The 18,027-nt window shown below is 65.6% G+C and carries 14 protein-coding genes; 9 read left to right on the forward strand and 5 right to left on the reverse strand.

All coding sequences use genetic code 11. The annotated features are described in order from the left end of the window. Positions 1-12 precede the first annotated feature (12 nt). From mmsB to HYH07_RS08040, 5 genes are all read left to right on the forward strand, one after another. Entirely contained in the window at positions 13-903 is an 891-nt protein-coding gene (gene mmsB, locus HYH07_RS08020; protein WP_220001985.1) for a 3-hydroxyisobutyrate dehydrogenase, read from the forward strand. Continuing rightward, positions 903-2,621, forward strand: a complete 1,719-nt coding sequence (locus tag HYH07_RS08025; protein ID WP_220001986.1) for an AMP-binding protein — start codon at positions 903-905, stop codon at positions 2,619-2,621. The genes mmsB and HYH07_RS08025 overlap by 1 nt, the downstream gene beginning before the upstream one ends. Before the next feature lie 128 nt (positions 2,622-2,749). Beyond that, the gene (locus HYH07_RS08030) at positions 2,750-3,229 is read left to right on the forward strand and encodes a MaoC family dehydratase (RefSeq protein WP_220001987.1); all 480 of its coding nucleotides are present in this window, start codon (positions 2,750-2,752) and stop codon (positions 3,227-3,229) included. A 118-nt stretch (positions 3,230-3,347) separates the two neighbouring features. Beyond that, a complete protein-coding gene (locus HYH07_RS08035; RefSeq protein WP_220001988.1) occupies positions 3,348-4,265 on the forward strand; it encodes an SDR family NAD(P)-dependent oxidoreductase in 918 nt (305 codons plus the stop codon). After that, entirely contained in the window at positions 4,262-5,491 is a 1,230-nt protein-coding gene (locus HYH07_RS08040; protein WP_220002030.1) for a TIGR03862 family flavoprotein, read from the forward strand. The genes HYH07_RS08035 and HYH07_RS08040 overlap by 4 nt, the downstream gene beginning before the upstream one ends. A gap of 97 nt (positions 5,492-5,588) precedes the next feature. On the opposite strand, the gene HYH07_RS08045 is transcribed toward HYH07_RS08040, so the two are convergent. From HYH07_RS08045 to HYH07_RS08055, 3 genes are read right to left on the reverse strand one after another with little or no spacing between them, the layout of a single operon-like run. Continuing rightward, complete coding sequence (locus HYH07_RS08045; RefSeq protein ID WP_220001989.1) at positions 5,589-6,668, reverse strand: D-TA family PLP-dependent enzyme; 1,080 nt, start codon at positions 6,666-6,668, stop codon at positions 5,589-5,591. 3 nt (positions 6,669-6,671) lie between these two features. Beyond that, the gene (locus HYH07_RS08050) at positions 6,672-8,483 is read right to left on the reverse strand and encodes an ABC-F family ATP-binding cassette domain-containing protein (RefSeq protein WP_220001990.1); all 1,812 of its coding nucleotides are present in this window, start codon (positions 8,481-8,483) and stop codon (positions 6,672-6,674) included. Between the two features lie 2 nt (positions 8,484-8,485). Further along, the gene (locus HYH07_RS08055) at positions 8,486-8,977 is read right to left on the reverse strand and encodes a YaiI/YqxD family protein (RefSeq protein WP_220001991.1); all 492 of its coding nucleotides are present in this window, start codon (positions 8,975-8,977) and stop codon (positions 8,486-8,488) included. Between the two features lie 105 nt (positions 8,978-9,082). On the opposite strand from HYH07_RS08055, the gene HYH07_RS08060 reads away from it, so the two are divergent. Next, positions 9,083-9,883: a hypothetical protein gene (locus HYH07_RS08060; protein ID WP_220001992.1), complete on the forward strand. Its 801-nt coding sequence runs from the start codon at positions 9,083-9,085 to the stop codon at positions 9,881-9,883. A gap of 165 nt (positions 9,884-10,048) precedes the next feature. On the opposite strand, the gene HYH07_RS08065 is transcribed toward HYH07_RS08060, so the two are convergent. Then, a complete protein-coding gene (locus HYH07_RS08065) occupies positions 10,049-12,421 on the reverse strand; it encodes a xanthine dehydrogenase family protein molybdopterin-binding subunit (protein WP_220001993.1) in 2,373 nt (790 codons plus the stop codon). 213 nt (positions 12,422-12,634) lie between these two features. Between HYH07_RS08065 and HYH07_RS08070 the strand changes: the two genes are divergently transcribed. After that, entirely contained in the window at positions 12,635-13,720 is a 1,086-nt protein-coding gene (locus tag HYH07_RS08070) for a Ppx/GppA phosphatase family protein (protein WP_220001994.1), read from the forward strand. A gap of 1 nt (position 13,721) precedes the next feature. Beyond that, complete coding sequence (locus HYH07_RS08075) at positions 13,722-14,408, forward strand: RlmE family RNA methyltransferase (protein WP_220001995.1); 687 nt, start codon at positions 13,722-13,724, stop codon at positions 14,406-14,408. A 126-nt stretch (positions 14,409-14,534) separates the two neighbouring features. Here the strand turns inward: HYH07_RS08075 and HYH07_RS08080 are convergent, their stop codons facing one another. Then, positions 14,535-16,025, reverse strand: a complete 1,491-nt coding sequence (locus HYH07_RS08080; RefSeq protein WP_057758124.1) for an MFS transporter — start codon at positions 16,023-16,025, stop codon at positions 14,535-14,537. A 381-nt stretch (positions 16,026-16,406) separates the two neighbouring features. On the opposite strand from HYH07_RS08080, the gene guaB reads away from it, so the two are divergent. Continuing rightward, complete coding sequence (gene guaB, locus HYH07_RS08085) at positions 16,407-17,900, forward strand: IMP dehydrogenase (protein ID WP_220001996.1); 1,494 nt, start codon at positions 16,407-16,409, stop codon at positions 17,898-17,900. The last annotated feature ends 127 nt before the right edge of the window (positions 17,901-18,027 follow it).

The raw sequence follows: 18,027 nt of genomic DNA on the forward strand, positions 1-18,027 counted from the left end.
GAGGAAACGACAATGGCTACGATCGCATTCATCGGTCTCGGCAACATGGGCGGCCCGATGGCGGCCAATCTGGTCAAGGCCGGCCGCAAGGTCGTGGCCTTTGACCTCGTCGAGGCCTCGCGCAGCCAGGCCAAGGCCGATGGCGCCAGCATCGCCGACAGCGCGGCGGGCGCGGCGAGAGGCGCCGATGTCGTCGTCACCATGCTGCCGGCCGGCAAGCACGTGCTCGCCGTCTGGAACGAGGTCGTACCTGTTATGACCAACGGCGCGCTGATCATCGACAGCTCCACCATCGATGTCGAGAGCGCGCGGGCTGCCCATGCGCTCGCAGCCAAACACGGTGTACTTTCGGTCGACGCGCCGGTGTCCGGCGGTACCGGTGGCGCCAAGGGTGCGTCGCTCACCTTCATGTGCGGCGGCGAGGAGGGCGCGTTCGCGGCAGCCAAGCCCGTGCTGGAGAAGATGGGCAAGAAGATCGTGCATTGCGGCGGCGCCGGAGCGGGCCAGGCCGCCAAGATCTGCAACAATATGATCCTCGGCATTTCCATGATCGCGGTGAGCGAGGCTTTTGCGTTGGCTGAGAAGCTCGGCCTCTCGCATCAGGCGCTGTTCGACGTCGCCTCGACGTCTTCGGGCCAGTGCTGGTCGCTGACGAGCTATTGCCCGGTTCCGGGCCCGGTGCCGACCTCGCCTGCCAACAACGACTACAAGCCGGGCTTCGCCTCGGCGCTGATGGTGAAGGACCTGACCCTGGCGCAGGACGCCGCCAAGGCCGCCGGTGCAGCGACGCCGCTCGGCAAGCATGCGCAGGAGATCTACCAGTCTTTCGACGCAGCTGGCCATGGCGGGGTGGATTTTTCCGGAATTATCAAGCACGTTAGGGAGCTGGCCGGGAAATCTTGATGACGACATTTCAGAAAGCGCGCGCGTTTCTGCTTCAGCACCGCACGGATTACGAGACAGCGGTCAGGGATTTCCGCTGGCCCGATCCTGATCCCTTCAACTGGGCGCTCGACTGGTTCGACGCCGAGCTGGCGACGAATGCGGAGAGCAAGGATCGGCCCGCGCTCTGGATTGTCGATGCTGCGCAGGACAAGCAGACGAAACTGTCCTTTGCGGCGCTCTCGCAGCGCTCCAACCAGGTTGCCAACTTCCTCCGTGCGCAGGGCCTGAAGCGCGGCGATCATCTCCTGCTGCTGCTCGGCAATGTGGTTCCGTTGTGGGAGACGATGCTCGCCGCAATGAAGCTCGGCGTCGTCGTGATCCCCGCGACCACGCTGCTCACGGCCGACGAGCTGCGCGACCGGCTCGATCGCGGCAAGGCGAAGGCGGTGGTGGCTGCACAGGATCAGGTCGCGAAGTTTGCCAGCCTTGGCGTCGATGGTGTCGCGCGTATCGTTGTGGGCGAGACGTCCGAGGGCTGGCTCGCTTACGACGAAGCGGCGAAGGCGCCTGTGAGTTTCACGCCCGACGGCCCGACCAACGCTGACGACCCGATGCTGCTCTACTTCACCTCGGGCACGACGGCAAAGCCGAAGCTGGTGCGGCATAGCCAGCGCAGCTATCCGGTCGGGCATCTGTCGACCATGTACTGGATCGGGCTAAAGCCCGGCGACGTCCATCTCAACATCTCCTCGCCCGGCTGGGCCAAGCACGCCTGGAGCTGCTTCTTCGCGCCGTGGAATGCGGGTGCGACCGTGTTTGTGGTCAACCAGCCGCGCTTCGACGCGAAGGGCCTGCTTGCCACCATCGGCCGCTGCGGCGTCACCACGCTGTGCGCGCCGCCTACGGTGTGGCGATTGTTCATCCAGGAGAACCTGTCCTCGTTCAAGGTTGCCTTGCGCGAAGTCTGCGGCGCGGGCGAGCCGCTCAATCCTGAGGTGATCGACCAGGTTCAGGCCGCCTGGGGTCTGACCATCCGCGACGGCTATGGCCAGACCGAGACGACTGCGCTTGCCGGCAACTCGCCTGGGCAAAAGATCAAGGTTGGTTCGATGGGCCGGCCGCTGCCGGGCTACCGTGTGCAAGTCAGCGACGCCGACGGCTATCCAGCCAAGGAAGGTGAGGTGGCGCTGCTGCTGGGCGCTGCTCGTCCCGCCGGCCTGATGCAAGGCTATCAGGGCGACGACGGTAAGCTGTCGGGCGCGGAAGGCGAGCTCTATCGCAGTGGCGATGTCGTCTTCGCAGACGAGGACGGCTATCTCACCTTCGTCGGCCGCTCCGACGACGTGTTCAAATCCTCCGACTATCGCATCAGCCCCTTCGAGCTCGAGAGCGTGCTGCTCGAGCATGAGCTCGTCGCGGAAGCCGCGGTGGTGCCGAGCCCCGATCCCATCAGGCTCGCGATTCCCAAGGCCTTTGTGCTGCTGACCGCGGGCGCCGAGCGGACACCGGAGACGGCGCTTTCCATCTTCAAGCACCTGCACACCCGGCTTGCGCCGTTCAAGCGCATCCGCCGGCTGGAAATCGTCTCCGAGCTGCCGAAGACGATCTCTGGCAAAATCCGCCGCGTGCAGCTACGACGGCTCGAACGCGACAACGATCGCGACGATCCGCTGCGCGGCCGGGAATTCCGTGAGGAGGATTTTTCGGAGCTGCCAAAAACGAGAAGTGAGACTTAGGTGAAGCTTGTCATTCCGGGGCGTGCGGAGCACGAACCCGGAATCCATTCAGCAACAGCGCTGCGGCATAATGGATTCCGGGTTCGATGCTGCGCATCGCCCCGGAATGACGGTATTTGGAGTTACCAATGAACCAAATCTGGAAGAAGCCGCCGATCACGCTTCAGGCCTATCAGGCCCTGGTCGGCAAGGAGATCGGCGTGTCGTCCTGGCACCTGATCGACCAGCCCCGCATCGACGCCTATGCCGACGTGATCGAGGATCACCAGTTCATCCACGTCGATCCCGAGAGGGCAAAGCAGGAGACGGCATACGGCACCACCATCGCGCACGGCTTTCTGACGATGTCGCTGCTGTCAATCATGTCTTATGAGGTGATGCCGGTCATCTCCGGCACCACGATGGGCGTGAACTACGGCTTCGACAAGCTGCGCTTCATCTCGCCGGTGCGTTCCGGAAAGCGTGTCCGCGGCCGATTTGTGCTGGCCGAGGCCAAGCTGCGCAAGCCCAACGAATTTCAGACCCGCACCAACGTGACGGTAGAGATCGAAGGCGAGGAAAAGCCGGCGCTGGTCGCCGAGTGGCTCGGCCTGACCTATTTCGCCTGACTTGAGGCGTCGTTGCCGGGCTTGACCTGGCAATCCATCGCTGCTCAAAAGCCTGTCGATTTTGATCGATGGCGGGGTCAAGCCTGACCATGACGATCTAACTTCTGGGAAACACACAATGGCAATCAGGTTCGACGGACGCGTCGCCATCGTCACCGGCGCGGGCAATGGTCTCGGCAAGGCGCACGCGCTGGGCCTCGCCAGCCGCGGCGCCAAGGTCGTGGTCAATGATTTCGGTGGCGCGCGCGACGGCACCGGAGGCTCGCTGTCGCCGGCAGAGGCCGTGGTCGAGGAGATCCGCAAAGCCGGCGGCACCGCCATGGCCGATGGCGCCGACGTCTCGAACTTCGAGCAGGTGACCGCCATGGTCGAGCGCGCCACCAAGGAGTGGGGCAGCGTCGACATCATGTGCGCCAATGCCGGCATCCTGCGCGACAAGTCGTTCGGCAAGATGGAAGCAGCCGACTTCCAGAAGGTGCTCGACGTGCATCTGGTCGGTACTTTCTATTGCTGCAAGGCGGTGTGGGCCGGCATGCGCGACCGCAATTACGGCCGCATCGTGCTGACCACGTCCTCCTCCGGCCTCTACGGCAATTTCGGCCAGGCCAATTACGGCGCGGCCAAGTCGGGCATGGTGGGGCTGATGAATGTGCTCGCGGAAGAGGGCCGCAAGAACAACATCCGCGTCAACATCATCTCGCCGACGGCGGCGACACGCATGACCGAAGAGCTGCTGCCGCCGCAGGCGCTGCAACTGATGAAGCCGAACGCGATCACGCCGGCGGTCGAATACATGCTGAGCGAGGACGCACCGACCCGCACCATCATGGGTGCCGGCGCCGGCTCCTTCGCCGTGATCAAGATCGTCGAGAGCGAAGGCATCAACCTGCCCGAGTCCGACTGGACCCCGGACGCGATTGCGGCGCATTTCGCCGAGATCAGCGACATGTCCAAGGCCAAGGCGCTTGCCGGTGCGTTCGAGCAGACGCAAAAGTATGTCGCGCAGGCAGCAGTGCGGGCGGGGATCAAGCTCTGACCGACGTCGCCGTCATCGGTGCCGGTCCCGCCGGGCTGATGGCGGCGGAGGTGCTGGCGCAAGGCGGCGCCCGCGTCATCGTCTACGATGCCATGCCGTCGGCCGGCCGCAAATTTTTGATGGCCGGCCGGGGCGGGCTCAACCTCACTCACAGCGAGCCGCTGGCGGATTTCCTCCCGCGTTACCGGGAGGCGATGCCGCGCTTGCGCGATGCGATCGAGGCGTTTCCGCCCGACGCGCTGCGCGACTGGAGCGCGGGCCTCGGGCAGTTGACCTTCATTGGCAGCAGCGGACGGGTGTTTCCAAAGACGTTCAAGGCCTCGCCCCTGCTGCGTGCCTGGTTGCGGCGGCTCGATGCGGCGGGTGTGCAGTTCGCTTTTCGCCATCGGTGGACCGGTTGGGACGCGGAGGGACGGCTCAAGCTTCGCGCGCCGGACGGCACGCTTGCCATCGCCGCTGGTGCAACGGTGCTCGCACTCGGCGGCGCGAGCTGGCCACGATTGGGCTCGGATGGCGCTTGGGTCGATATCCTGGCTGCAAAAGGTATTTCCATCTCGAAGCTTCGGCCAGCCAATTCCGGCTTCGCGGTTGCATGGTCCGATGTCTTCCGCAATCGTTTTGAAGGCCAGCCGCTCAAGGGCGTGGCGCTGACGGTCGGTCCGCACACTGTGCGCGGCGAAGCCATGATCACGCGCAGCGGCATCGAAGGCGGCGCGATCTACGCACTGTCGGCGGAGCTGCGTGAGGCGGTGCTGGGGATCGGGCAGGCGACGCTGACGATCGCGCTGCGGCCGGATCTCGACACCGCCGCGCTGACCATGCGGCTGTCAGGCACGCGCGGCAAGCAGTCGCTCGCAAACTTCCTGCGCAAGGCAGCGCAATTGTCGCCCGTCGGCATTGGCCTGATGCAGGAGGCGGCGATCGGATCAGGTCGGCAGCTGGCCTCGTTCGCGCCGGCGGAGCTGGCGCATCTGGCGAATGCGATTCCGGTTCAGCTGACCGGCGTCGCCCCGATCGAGCGCGCGATCTCGACTGCTGGCGGGATTGCCTTCGACGAACTCGATGATCACTTCATGCTGCGCAAGCTGCCCGGCGTGTTCGCCGCTGGCGAGATGCTGGATTGGGAAGCGCCGACCGGCGGCTATCTGCTGCAGGCCTCGTTTGCGACAGGTGTGGCGGCGGGCAGGGGTGTGTTGGCGTGGCTCGCCCAGTTGCAGAAATCGTAGGGTGGGCAAAGGCGCGAAGCGCCGGGCCCACCATCTTCGCAGTTACGACGAGAGGTCGTGGGCACGCTTCGCTTTGCCCACCCTACGGCAGCGTGCCCTACCGCAGCTTCCCGCGCGCAGCCACCGGCAGCGTGCCGATGATCTCATCGCCGCGCACCATCACCACCTCGTCCATCATGTTGACCACCACGCAGACATGGTTCGGCACGATACGGACGACGTCGCCGACGTTCGGCCGGGTGTTGCTGCGCGAGAGGTCGAGGAAGCCGTGCTCCTCGGCGAATTTTGCGATCTTGGCTTCGGGGTGCTCGAGGATCAGGCCGTGGCCATCGAGCCCGCCGGTGTCTGATGTCAGCGTCTTCGAGCCGGCATCGAGAATGCCGCGCTCGGGAGCCGCGCGGCTCACCACGGTCGAATAAATATGCAGCGCGCAATCGTCCCAGCTGGCGACGCCGGCTGCCACCTGCATGCGATCGTTGTAGATATAGGTGCCGAAGCGATGCTCGGTGCCGCCCTTGAGCTTGCCGATATTGACGAGGTTGGGCGTGCCGCCGGTCGAGACGATTTTTGCGTCCAGCCCGTGCGCGCGTACGCCGGCCAGCGCCTCGTCGTAGAATTTCTGCGCATCGCCCCAGCCGGTCTCGGTCGGATACAGCAGAAAGCCGGCGAACTCGAGCCCCTTGGACGCGGCGATCTCGCGCGCCAGCGCGATCGCTTCCGCCGGCGTCTCGACGCCCGCGCGTTTGCGACCCGTGTCGCATTCGACCACGACCGAGAGCGGACGGCCCGACGCCTCGGCGGCCTTCGGCAAGCCCGCAACGACCGTCGAGTTATCGGCCGCCACGGTCATCCTGGTCTTGGCATTGAGCGCGCCGAGCCGCGCCATCTTCTCTTCGCCCAAGAGATTGTAGCTGATCAGGATGTCGTCGATCCCTGCATTGGCCATGATCTCGGCCTCGCCGATCTTCTGGCAGGTGATGCCCTTGGCGCCGGCCGCGACCTGCATCTTCGCAATGGTCGGGTTCTTGTGGGTCTTGATGTGCGGGCGATTGGCGACGCCGGCGTCGTCGCAGGCCTTCTGGATCCGGGCAATGTTGCGCTCGACCTTGTCCATGTCGATGACGGCACAGGGCGTGCCATATTCGCGGGCGATCTTTGCAGCAAGGGTCGTTGTCATGGGTTAAGCCTGTTCTATCTCTTCGCGAAGCATTTCAAGTTCGAGCCAGCGCTCTTCGGCGGCTGATAATTCTTCATGCGCCTTGGCGATGGCGGCGGATGTGTCGTCGAATGTCTTGCGATCCCTGGCGTACAGATTTGGATCGTCGAGCACGCGTTGCAGCCTGGCGATATCGGCGTGCAACGTCTCCATCTTCTGCGGCAGCGTCTCCAGCGCGTGCTTCTCGTTGAAGCTCAGCTTGCGCTTGGGCGTGGAGGCGGGAGCGGCGGCACGCTCCTCTTTCTTCTCCGCTGGCGCCGGCGCCTTGGCCGTCTCGCGCTTCAAATCCGCACCGCGCTGCGCCAGCATGTCGCTGTAGCCGCCGGCATATTCGATCCACTTGCCGTTGCCCTCCGGCGCGATCACCGAGGTGACGACGCGGTCGAGGAAGTCGCGGTCATGGCTGATCAGGATGACGGTGCCCTCGTAATCGCCGAGCATCTCCTCGAGCACGTCGAGGGTTTCGAGATCGAGATCATTGGTGGGCTCGTCCAGCACCAACAGGTTGGACGGTTTCGCCAGCGCGCGCGCCAGCATCAGCCGGCCGCGCTCGCCGCCCGAGAGCACCTCCAGCGGCGTGCCGCGCTGCTCCTGCGCGAACAGGAAGTCCTTCATGTAGCCGACGACATGCTTCGGCTTGCCGCCGACCATGACATGGTCGCCGCGGCCGCCGGTCAGCGCTTCCGCGAGTGTCGATTTCGGATCGAGGCTTTCGCGGTGCTGGTCGAGAGTGGCCATCTCCAGATTGGCGCCGAGCCGCACCGTGCCGGTGTCAGGCTGCATGCCCCCGGTGAGCAGATTGACCAGCGTGGTCTTGCCGGCGCCGTTCGGCCCGATGATGCCGAGCCGGTCGCCGCGCTGGATGCGGGTGGAGAAATTGTCGACGATCACGCGATCGCCAAACGCCTTGGTGATGCCCTTGGCCTCGATCACCAGCTTGCCGGATTGTTCGGCTTCCGCCGCGGCGAGACTGGCGGTGCCGGCGGTGCCGCGATAGTTGCGGCGCTGGTCGCGCAGCGCATGCAGATTGGCGAGACGCTTGACGTTGCGCTTGCGGCGGCCCGAGACGCCGTGGCGGAGCCAGTGCTCCTCGTCGACGATCTTGCGGTCGAGCTTGTGCTGGTCGCGCTCTTCTTCCGTCAGCACCTCATCGCGCCAGCTCTCGAATGAGGCAAAGCCGCGATCGATCTGCTTGATCTTGCCGCGATCGAGCCAGGCGGTGGAGCGCGAGAGATTGGTGAGGAAGCGGCGGTCGTGGCTGATGATGACAAGCGCGCTGCGCCGGGAGTCGAGCTCCTTTTCCAGCCACTCGATGGTGGAGAGATCGAGATGGTTGGTCGGCTCGTCCAGCAGCAGGATGTCGGGCGAGGGCGCCAGCACCCGCGCCAGCGCGGCGCGGCGCGCCTCGCCGCCGGAGGCGTTCGCCGGGTTCTCGTTGCCGGTAAGCCCAAGCTGCTCGATCAGGTAGCGCGCCTGATAGGGGTCGTCGCCGGGCGCGAGACCGGCCTCGACATAGGCGAGCAGGGTCTTGTGCTCGCCGAAGTCAGGCTCCTGCGGCAGATAGCGAATGGTCGCACCCGGCTGCACGAAGCGCGTGCCGTCGTCGGGCTCGACCAGGCCAGCCGCGATCTTCAACAGCGTCGACTTGCCGGAGCCGTTGCGGCCGATCAGGCAGACTCGCTCGGATGGCGCGACATTGAGCTCGACGCCAGACAGCAGTGGCGTGCCGCCGAAGGTCAGCTTGATGTCCTTGAGTTGGATCAGCGGCGGCGCCATCGTCAGCCCTGGCTCGTAGCAGCCTGATCGGCGCGGCGGCGCTGGATCCGGCGCAAGGTCTGGTCGAGCGCCGAGAGGAAAGCGGAGCGGTCGCGCGGCGCGAACGAGCGCGGGCCCCCGGTGACTTCGCCGGCCGAGCGCAGATCGGTCATCAGATTGCGCACGGCCAGTGTCATGCCGATCGATTCCTCCGTGAACGGCTTGCCGTTCGGCGCGATCACGTCGGCCCCCGCCTTCACGCAGCGGCTCGCCAGCGGAATGTCAGACGTGATGACGACGTCGCCGGGCCTCGCCCGCTCTGCGATCCAGTCGTCGGCCGCGTCCATGCCGGCGCCGGCAGCGATGCGTTCGATCAGGGGGTCCTGCGGCACGCGGATAAAATTGCCGGCGACCACGCTGACGGGCACGCCGTGCCTGATCGCGACGCGATAAATCTCGTCCTTGACCGGGCAGGCGTCGGCGTCGACATAGATGCGGGTGGAAGTGTCTGTCATTCGCCGCGTGGTACCGCATTCGGGCCGCAAAGGCGAGGGGATTGACCGCTGTTCCCCGGGGCCTACGATCAGCCCCGAACAACAAGAATATGGGGAAGCCAAGCCATGCCGAACCGGCTCGAAACCTGGCGCGTCGAGGCCTACAACACCGCCAAACAGTCCGAAAACAAGATGCACGACGACACCGTGGCGCGCCGCTTCGGTTTTTCCGGCGGGCTGGTCCCCGGCGTCGACGTCTTCGCCTACATGATGCACGTGCCGGTGGCGCGCTGGGGCCGCGATTTCCTGTCCCGCGGGCTGGTCGAGGCCCGCTTCATCAAGCCGGTTTATGACGGCGAGGCCGCCGATGTCGATGCCACCGAGCACAACGGCCTGCTCACGATCGAGGTGTTCAGCCGCACCGAGCTGTGTGCGACGGGCACAGCCTCGCTGCCGGCGACAGCGCCTGCGGTGTCATTGGACGAATATGTGGAGGTGCCCGCGATCGCCGAGCGCAAGCCGGTCAGCCGTTCGACCTTCGAAGTCGGCAAGTGGCTGGGCACGGCGCCGCGCCGCTGGGCCGGGCAGGCGGCGAGCGACTATCTCGCCGACATCAGGGAGACGGATCCGATTTTCGTGCGTGAGGGCCTCGGCCATCCCGGCCTGATCCAGCGCGTCATGAATCGCGTGCTGGTCGACAACACCATCCTCGGCCCGTGGATCCATGTCGGCAGCCGCATGCAGCTGCTGTCGACCGCACGCATCGGCGACGAGATTGTCGCGCGGGCGAAGGTCACTGCGAATTATGAGAAGAAAGGCCACCGCTTCGTCGAGCTCGACGCGCTGGTCGTCGCCAACGGCACGACGCCGATTGCACGCTGCCAGCACATTGCGATCTACCAGCCGCGTGAGCAGGCGGCGGCGTAGCACGGGAAGAGGCAAGCGCGTCAATTTAAATACGGTGTCATGCCCCGCGAAGGCGGGGCATCCAGTACGCCGCGGCCCTTCGGTGAATCACTGCTGTCTCGGAGTACTGGATCGCCCGGTCAAGCCGGGCGATGACAGCATTCTTGTGGAGGCGGAAGGGCAGCCTTACGCCGCCTTCCGCTTCGCATCCTGGATCGCGCGCCACACCCGCTCCGGGGTCAGCGGCATGTCGATGTGCTTGATGCCGTAGTCGGAAAGCGCATCGAGCACCGCGTTGACCACCGTCGACAGGCTGCCGGCGCAGCCGGCTTCGCCGCAGCCCTTGCTGCCGAGCGGATTGGTCGTGGCCGGTACCGGATGATCGCCGACCGTCATGTTGGGCACGTCCTCCGCGCGCGGCAGGGCGTAGTCCATCAGCGAGCCCGTGATCGGTTGGCCGCTCTCGTCGTAGCGGACGTGCTCCATCAGCGCCTGGCCGATGCCCTGGACCACGCCGCCATGGAGCTGGCCGGCGACCAGCATCGGGTTGATCACCGTGCCGAAATCGTTGACCGCGCTGTAGCGCACGATCTGCACCACGCCGGTGTCCGGATCGATCTCGACTTCGGCGACATGGCAGCCGTTCGGAAAAGCCGATGGCACCGGCTCGCTGGTGTGATCGACGTCGAGTGAGTCAGGCACGCCATCGGGCACCTTGCTGTCGTGAAGCTTTCTGGCAAGCTCCATGATGTCGATGCTGCGGTCGGTGCCGGCAATGGTGAAGGTGCCGTCTGCGAACTCGATGTCGGCCTCGGAGGCCTCCAGCAGGTGCGCGGCGGCACGCTTGCCCTTCTCGATGACGAGCTTGGCGGCCTCGACGATCGCCATGCCGGTTGCCGTGATCGAGCGCGAGCCGCCGGTGCCGTTGCCGGTGTGGACGATGTCGCTGTCGCCCTGGACGAGCTTCACGCTCTCGAAGGGAACCCCTAACTGCGCGCATAGCACCTGCGCGAACGGGGTGGCATGGCCCTGGCCGTAGTCGAGCGTACCGGTGATAAGCTGAACGCTGCCGTCAGGATCGAACACGATCTTGCCGAGCTCGACGCCGGGCGGCGCGGTGACCTCGAGATAGGAGCCGACCGCGATGCCGCGCAGCTTGCCGGCCTTCTTGCTCTCCTTCTTGCGCTTGGGGAAGTTCTCGTGGTCGGAGATCTCGAGCGCCTTGTTGAACACGGCCTGGAAGTCGCCGCTGTCATAGGTGACGCCTGACGAGGCCGGGAACGGCATCTGGTTCGGCTTGATGAAGTTGCGCTTGCGCAGGGTCAGCCGGTTGATGCCCATCTCGTCGGCGGCACGGTCGATCAACCGCTCCATGTAGTAGTTCGCCTCGGGCCGTCCGGCGCCGCGATAGGCGCCCATCAGCGTGGTGTTGGTCAAGACCGTCTTGATGTCGATCGCCATCAGCGGCGTGCGGTAGACGCTGGAAAAGTTCTTGCCGGTGTTGAGCGAGAGTGGGCTGGGCGCAACGCCGGTGATATAGGCGCCGAGATTGCCGTAGCCGGACAGTCTAGCGGCGAGGAAGTGCCCCTCGGCATCGAGCGCCAGCTCGGCATGGATCTTCTGCGCGCGGCCGTGGCTGTCGGAGAGGAAGCTGGTCGAGCGCTCGTCGAGCCACTTCACCGGGCGCCCGAGCGCCTTCGCCGCGTACAGGATGCACATGTACTCGGGATAGTTCACGTTCTTCATGCCGAACGAGCCGCCGACATTGGCGGTGAGGATGCGCACCTTCTCGTTCGGCACCTTCAAATTCTTGGCGAGGTTGGCCCGGTTGCCCGCAACGCCCTGCGTCGGCATCTGGATGGTGTAGCGCCCGGTGGCCTTGTCGTACGAGGCAAGCCCGACGCGCGGTTCCATCGAAACCACCGCGACACGGGTGTTCTCGATGTCGATCCTTGTGACATGGGCGGCGCTGGCGAAGGCCGCGTTCACCTTCTCCGTGTCGCCATAGTGATAGTCGAGCGCGACGTTGTTGGGGATGTGGTCATAGAGCTGCGGCGCGCCGGGCTTGGCAGCTTCCTCGGGATCCGTGACCGCCGGCAGCGGCTCGATATCGAGCTCGACCGCCTCGGCCGCATCGCGGGCCTGCGCCAACGTTTCCGCCACCACGAAGGCGACGGGATCGCCGACGAAGCGCACCTTGTCGGTGGCCAGCGGCTGGCGGTTGGTCTGGAGCAGGGGCGAGCCGTCACGGCTTTTCAGCGGCAGGCCGCAGGTGAAGGGGCCGTAGCCCGCGGCATCCAGATCCGTCCCGGTCCAGACGCCGAGGACGCCCGGCATCGCCTTGGCGGCGTCGATGCCGATGCCGCGGATCACGCCATGGGCATGGGTAGAGCGGACGATCACGGCATAGGCCTGGCCCGGCAGGTTGAAATCGTCGGTGTAGCGTCCCTTGCCGCGCACCAGGGTGTCGTCCTCCTTGCGGCGGACGGGCTGCCCGACGCCATATTTTTGCAGTGCAATAGCATTTTCGAGCGTGGACGATTTGGTGTGTTCTTGCATGGGATTTGACCTGAAACGCCGGCAAATTGCGCGTTTGGGGGCGCCTGGAGGGCCGGACTCTGCAAAAATAGCCCACGGTCCCGTTCACGACAACGCACGAATGGACATGGTCCTATGTGATGCGATGTTGCGCATGTCAGCCGCGCTGCTAATGTTTCAGGCGAAAAAGCAATTCCGGATCGGCCCCTTAGGGGCCGTGGAAAGACAGTTTGTATGAATGACCACACGCGGCTCCGCGACGGCCATGTAAGCCAACATGGGCCGCACGGTGAGCTGGAGGGGTCGATGGCGGCGGTGGCGTTGGCCATCGAGCCTGCGGTCCCTGCGCCGGCGCCGGCAACCGGCGTCTATGCGGCGCTGGACCTCGGAACCAACAATTGCAGGCTCCTGATCGCCTGTCCGACCCACGATGGTTTTCGCGTGGTCGATTCCTTCTCGCGCATCATCCGGCTCGGCGAGGGCGTATCGGCCACGGGCTGCATCAGCGAGGCCGCGATCGATCGCGCCATCGCCGCGCTCAGCATTTGCCGGGACAAGATCAACCTGCGCAAGGCCAAGCGGCTGCGGCTGATCGCCACCGAAGCCTGCCGCGCCGCCTCGAATGCGGAGGGTTTTCGCAGCCGCGTCGCGGCCGAGACCGGTATCGAGCTCGAGGTGATCGACCGCGAGACCGAGGCCTCGCTCGCCATGCTCGGCTGCTCGCCGCTGGTCGATCCCAGGGGCCGCGGCGCCATCCTGTTCGACATCGGCGGCGGCTCGACCGAACTGGTGCGGATCGAGCGCGATCCCGCCAATCCGGAGCCGCGGATCAAGGCCTGGATGTCGATCCCGCTTGGCGTCGTGACGCTGGCCGAGCAGTTCGGCGGCCGCGACGTGACGCCGGAGATCTATGCTGCGATGGAGCAGGAGGTCGCGGGTCACGTTGCGCCCTTCGCCGCGGAGCACGGCCGCGATCTCACCGACATGCATCTGCTCGGCACGTCGGGCACGGTGACGACGCTCGCCGGCATCCATCTCAATCTCGTCCGCTACGACCGTCGCCGCATCGACAGCATCTGGATGAACGATACCGACATCACCGCGACCATCAACAAGCTGCTCGGCATGAGCTACGAGGACCGCGCGGGCAACAGCTGCATCAGCGTCGAGCGCGCCGATCTGGTGCTGGCCGGCTGCGCCATCCTCGATGCCATCAGGCACGCCTTCCCGCTGCCGCGCCTGCGCGTCGCCGACCGCGGCCTGCGCGAGGGCATGCTGGTCGAGATGATGCGCGAGGACGGCGCGCTCAGGAGCTGGTGAGATGGCGAAGGACACCACCGGCCGCCTGCACGTTCAGGTCAAGACCGGCGGCAAGCGCAAGCTGTCGTCGAAGCTGTGGCTGGAGCGGCAGCTCAACGATCCCTATGTCGCCAAGGCCAAGACCGCGGGCTATCGCTCGCGGGCGGCGTTCAAGCTGCTCGAGATCGACGACAAGTTTCGGCTGCTGAAGCCAGGCATGGCCGTGGTCGATCTCGGCGCGGCGCCCGGCGGCTGGAGCCAGATCGCCGCCAAGCGCGTCGGCTCGGTCGACGGCAAGGGCAAGGTCGTCGCGATCGACCTGCTGGAGATGCCTGAAATCCCCGGCGTCGACTTCGCCCAGCTCGATTTCATGGACAATGCTGCGCCGGAAAAACTCACCGCGATGCTGGGCGGCGGCGCCGATGTCGTGATGTCCGACATGGCCGCCAACACCACCGGCCACCGCAAGACCGACCAGCTCCGCATCGTCGGCCTGGTCGAGACGGCGGCGGCCTTTGCCTGCGATGTGCTCAAGCCCGGCGGGACGTTTTTGGCCAAGACCTTCCAGAGCGGCGCCGACGCCGATCTGCTCGCCCAGCTCAAGCGCGATTTTGCGACGGTGCGCCACGTGAAGCCGGCGGCAAGCCGGCAGGATTCCTCGGAGCGCTATGTGCTGGCGACCGGGTTTCGCGGTGAAACGAAGGCGTAGCTCCAAACTCCGTCATTCCGGGGCGCCTCGAAGAGGCGAGCCCGGAATCCATTTCTCCGAGCGTTCCAGCGATGCAATGGATTCCGGGCTCGATGCAGCGCATGCCCCGGAATGACGATGGTGCGATCACCCCAGCCGCTGATCCCGCATGTCCTGCGTGTCTTCCGTCGCCGCCTTGACCGCGGCGCTCGCGGCGCTCTTCGCCGCACCCTTGCGGCTTGCGACTTCGATCGCCTTGCGGCCGGAGATCTCGTGGCCGGCATCGGCGGGCATCTGCCAGAAGAAAAAGCTCGAGGCTGCCGAGGTCAGCGCCACCACGACAAAGGCCGGCATGAACACGGTGGCGTTGAGCTCGCTGACGTGGTTCAGCCACATTGTCGTCTCCACCGAGGCGGCTCCGACCGCAACGCCGGCGGAGACGGCGAGCTGCTGGTTGACGCTGACCAGCGTGGTGGCCCGGCTCATCTGCGGGCTCTCGACCTCGGCATAGGCCACGGTGTTGATCGCGGTGAACTCCAGCGAGCGGAAGAAACCGCCGACCACCAGGATGACCATGATGATCAGAAGCGGCGTCGTCACCGTGAACAGCGCGCAGACGCCGAGGAAGAACGCGCTGACGATCGCATTCACCGTCATCAGGTTGCGGAAGCCGAAGGCACGGATGAGCCGTGCCGCCAGCGTCTTCATGCCCATGGCACCGAGCGAGGAGGAGAAGGTGACGAGACCGGAGTGGAATGGCGTGAGCCCGAAGCCGATCTGCATCAACAGCGGCAAGAGGAAGGGCAGGGCGCCGATGCCGAGTCGGAACAGGAACCCGCCGATAATCGCCGCGCGCAACGTCGGCAGCCTGAGCAGCGAGAAATCCAGCACTGGCGAGCCCGTCCGCCGGGCATGAATGACGTAGAGCGTCATCGAGATCGCGCCGCCCGCAACCAGGGCCGCCACCGTGCTCCACGGCAACAAATTGAGGCCTGCCACCGAAAGTCCGAAGGCGATGCCGGCAAGCCCGACGCCCGCGAGCACCATGCCGTAGAGATCGAACTTCTCCTGCGTCTCGCTCTTGATCGGATCGATGAACTTCAAGGCCATGAAGATGCCGAGCAGCCCGATCGGGATGTTGATCAGGAAGATCCAGTGCCATGACGCGTAGGTGGTGATGAAGCCGCCGAGCGGCGGGCCGATCACGGGACCGATCAGGGCAGGGACCGTCACCCAGGCCATCGCGTTGACGAGCGCGCTCTTGTCGACCGAGCGCAGCAGCACGAGACGCCCGACCGGCGTCATCATCGCGCCGCCCATGCCTTGCAGGATGCGTGCGAACACGAAGCCGGTGACCGAACCTGACAGCGCGCAGCCGACCGAGCCGATCATGAACACGCCGACCGCGATCGCGAACACCAGGCGCGCGCCAAACCTGTCAGCGGTCCAGCCGCTCGCGGGGATGAACACGGCGAGCGACAGCAGGTACGAGGTGATCGCGAGCTTCAGCGTCAGCGGGCTGGTGCCGATATCGGCCGCGATCGCCGGCAGCGAGGTGGCGATGACGGTGGAATCCATGTTCTCCATGAAGAGAGCCGTGGCCACGATCAGCGGAATGATGCGTTGCTTGTCGATCATGTCGGGTTGGTCATGGAAATGGGGTGGAAGGACGAGAATTTCGGCTTATCACCACCACCCCGGCGGGACCATTGCAGATCGACGCATAGCACCTAAATCCTGCGCTCGCTCCTTCGTCATTCCGGGCTCGCGACTTCGTCGCGCCCCGGAATGACGGGTGGATGGGCTCCCCCCGACCGGCAATCCGCACTGAATTGACGTAAAAAGCCTGTGCATGGCTGGCCAGCGGCCCGATTTGCTTTGATTCGTCACGCGGACATGCTATCGACCCGCGTCAACCCCACCGATGGGCTCCGATTCTCAAGGCGATGCCGCAAGGTACGCCGAGGGCGGCGCTCATCCATTCTCATTTGCGGCAGGGCCGCAGGAAGGAGTTGGCATATGGCCACGGTGCAACTTCAGGGCATCCGCGAAGCCTTTACGTTCGACGACGTGTTGCTCAAGCCGGGCCTGTCCGACGTCATGCCGGGCGAGGTCGACATCCGCTCCCGGGTCACCCGCGCCATCCCGCTCAACATCCCGATCATGGCCTCGGCCATGGACACCGTCACCGAGGCCCGCATGGCGATCGCCATGGCGCAGGCCGGCGGCCTCGGCGTCATTCACCGCAATTTCGATCCCGAAGGCCAGGCCGCCCAGGTGCGGCAGGTCAAGCGCTACGAGTCGGGCATGGTGGTGAACCCGCTCACCATCAGCCCCGAGGCCACGCTCGACGATGCGCTCAAGCTGATGAGCGATCACGGCATCTCCGGCATTCCCGTCGTCACCGGTGCAGGCAAGGCGACGCCCGGCAAGCTGGTCGGCATCCTCACCAACCGCGACGTGCGTTTTGCCACCGACCGCCGGCAAAAAGTCTCCGAGCTGATGACGCACGAGAACCTCGTCACGGTGCGCGAGAATGTCAGCCAGGACGAAGCCAAGCGGATGCTGCACCATCACCGCATCGAGAAGCTGCTGGTGGTCGACGATCAATATCGCTGCGTCGGCCTGATCACCGTCAAGGACATCGAGAAGGCAGTCGCCCATCCGCTCGCCTGCAAGGACGCGCAGGGGCGCCTGCGCGTTGCCGCCGCCACCACCGTCGGCGACACCGGCTTCGAGCGCACCGAGCGCCTGATCGATGCCGGCGTGGATCTCGTCGTCGTCGACACCGCGCACGGCCATTCCCGCCACGTGCTGCATGCGGTCAACCGCATCAAGCGTCTCTCAAATTCGGTGCAGGTCGTCGCCGGCAATGTCGCGACCTCGGACGGCGCGCAGGCGCTGATCGATGCAGGCGCTGATTGCATCAAGGTCGGCATCGGCCCGGGCTCGATCTGCACCACGCGCATCGTCGCCGGCGTCGGCGTGCCGCAGCTCACCGCGATCATGGACGCGGTCGAGGCGGCCAAGAAGTCCGACATTCCCGTCATTGCCGACGGCGGCATCAAGTTCTCCGGCGATCTCGCCAAGGCGCTCGCCGCCGGCGCCGATATCGCCATGGTCGGCTCGCTGCTCGCCGGCACCGACGAGACTCCCGGCGAAGTGTTCCTGTGGCAGGGCCGTTCCTACAAGGCCTATCGCGGCATGGGCTCGGTCGGCGCGATGGCGCGGGGATCTGCCGACCGCTACTTCCAGCAGGACATCAAGGATTCCCTCAAGCTCGTGCCTGAAGGCATCGAAGGCCAGGTGCCTTACAAGGGCCCGGTCGGCAACGTCATGCACCAGCTCGCCGGCGGCCTCCGTGCGGCGATGGGCTACGTCGGCGCCAAGGACATGAAGGAGCTGCACGAGAAGGCGAACTTCGTCCGCATCACCGGCGCGGGCCTGCGCGAAAGCCACGTCCACGACGTCACCATCACGCGCGAGGCGCCGAATTATCCGGGCGGGGGTTAGGCGCTTCGCTCGCGGGCGCACTCGCCCCACCGGCGGTGTCATTCCCCGCGAAGGCGGGGAATCCAGTACGCCGCGGCGTCTCGGTTCAATCACAACCGCCTCTGGAATACTGGATCGCCCGCCTTCG

The sequence above is a fragment of the Bradyrhizobium sp. BR 10261 genome (assembly GCF_019455395.1).
GTDB lineage: Bacteria > Pseudomonadota > Alphaproteobacteria > Rhizobiales > Xanthobacteraceae > Bradyrhizobium > Bradyrhizobium manausense.

Coding starts and splice junctions, on each gene's coding strand:
- HYH07_RS08045 (WP_220001989.1), bottom strand. CDS start 6,668: ATGACAACGACCCTTGCTGCAAAGATCGCCCGCGAATATGGCACGCCC.
- HYH07_RS08050 (WP_220001990.1), bottom strand. CDS start 8,483: ATGGCGCCGCCGCTGATCCAACTCAAGGACATCAAGCTGACCTTCGGC.
- HYH07_RS08055 (WP_220001991.1), bottom strand. CDS start 8,977: ATGACAGACACTTCCACCCGCATCTATGTCGACGCCGACGCCTGCCCG.
- HYH07_RS08080 (WP_057758124.1), bottom strand. CDS start 16,025: ATGATCGACAAGCAACGCATCATTCCGCTGATCGTGGCCACGGCTCTC.
- HYH07_RS08075 (WP_220001995.1), top strand. CDS start 13,722: ATGGCGAAGGACACCACCGGCCGCCTGCACGTTCAGGTCAAGACCGGC.
- HYH07_RS08070 (WP_220001994.1), top strand. CDS start 12,635: ATGAATGACCACACGCGGCTCCGCGACGGCCATGTAAGCCAACATGGG.
- HYH07_RS08030 (WP_220001987.1), top strand. CDS start 2,750: ATGAACCAAATCTGGAAGAAGCCGCCGATCACGCTTCAGGCCTATCAG.
- HYH07_RS08035 (WP_220001988.1), top strand. CDS start 3,348: ATGGCAATCAGGTTCGACGGACGCGTCGCCATCGTCACCGGCGCGGGC.
- guaB (WP_220001996.1), top strand. CDS start 16,407: ATGGCCACGGTGCAACTTCAGGGCATCCGCGAAGCCTTTACGTTCGAC.
- HYH07_RS08025 (WP_220001986.1), top strand. CDS start 903: ATGACGACATTTCAGAAAGCGCGCGCGTTTCTGCTTCAGCACCGCACG.
- HYH07_RS08060 (WP_220001992.1), top strand. CDS start 9,083: ATGCCGAACCGGCTCGAAACCTGGCGCGTCGAGGCCTACAACACCGCC.
- mmsB (WP_220001985.1), top strand. CDS start 13: ATGGCTACGATCGCATTCATCGGTCTCGGCAACATGGGCGGCCCGATG.
- HYH07_RS08065 (WP_220001993.1), bottom strand. CDS start 12,421: ATGCAAGAACACACCAAATCGTCCACGCTCGAAAATGCTATTGCACTG.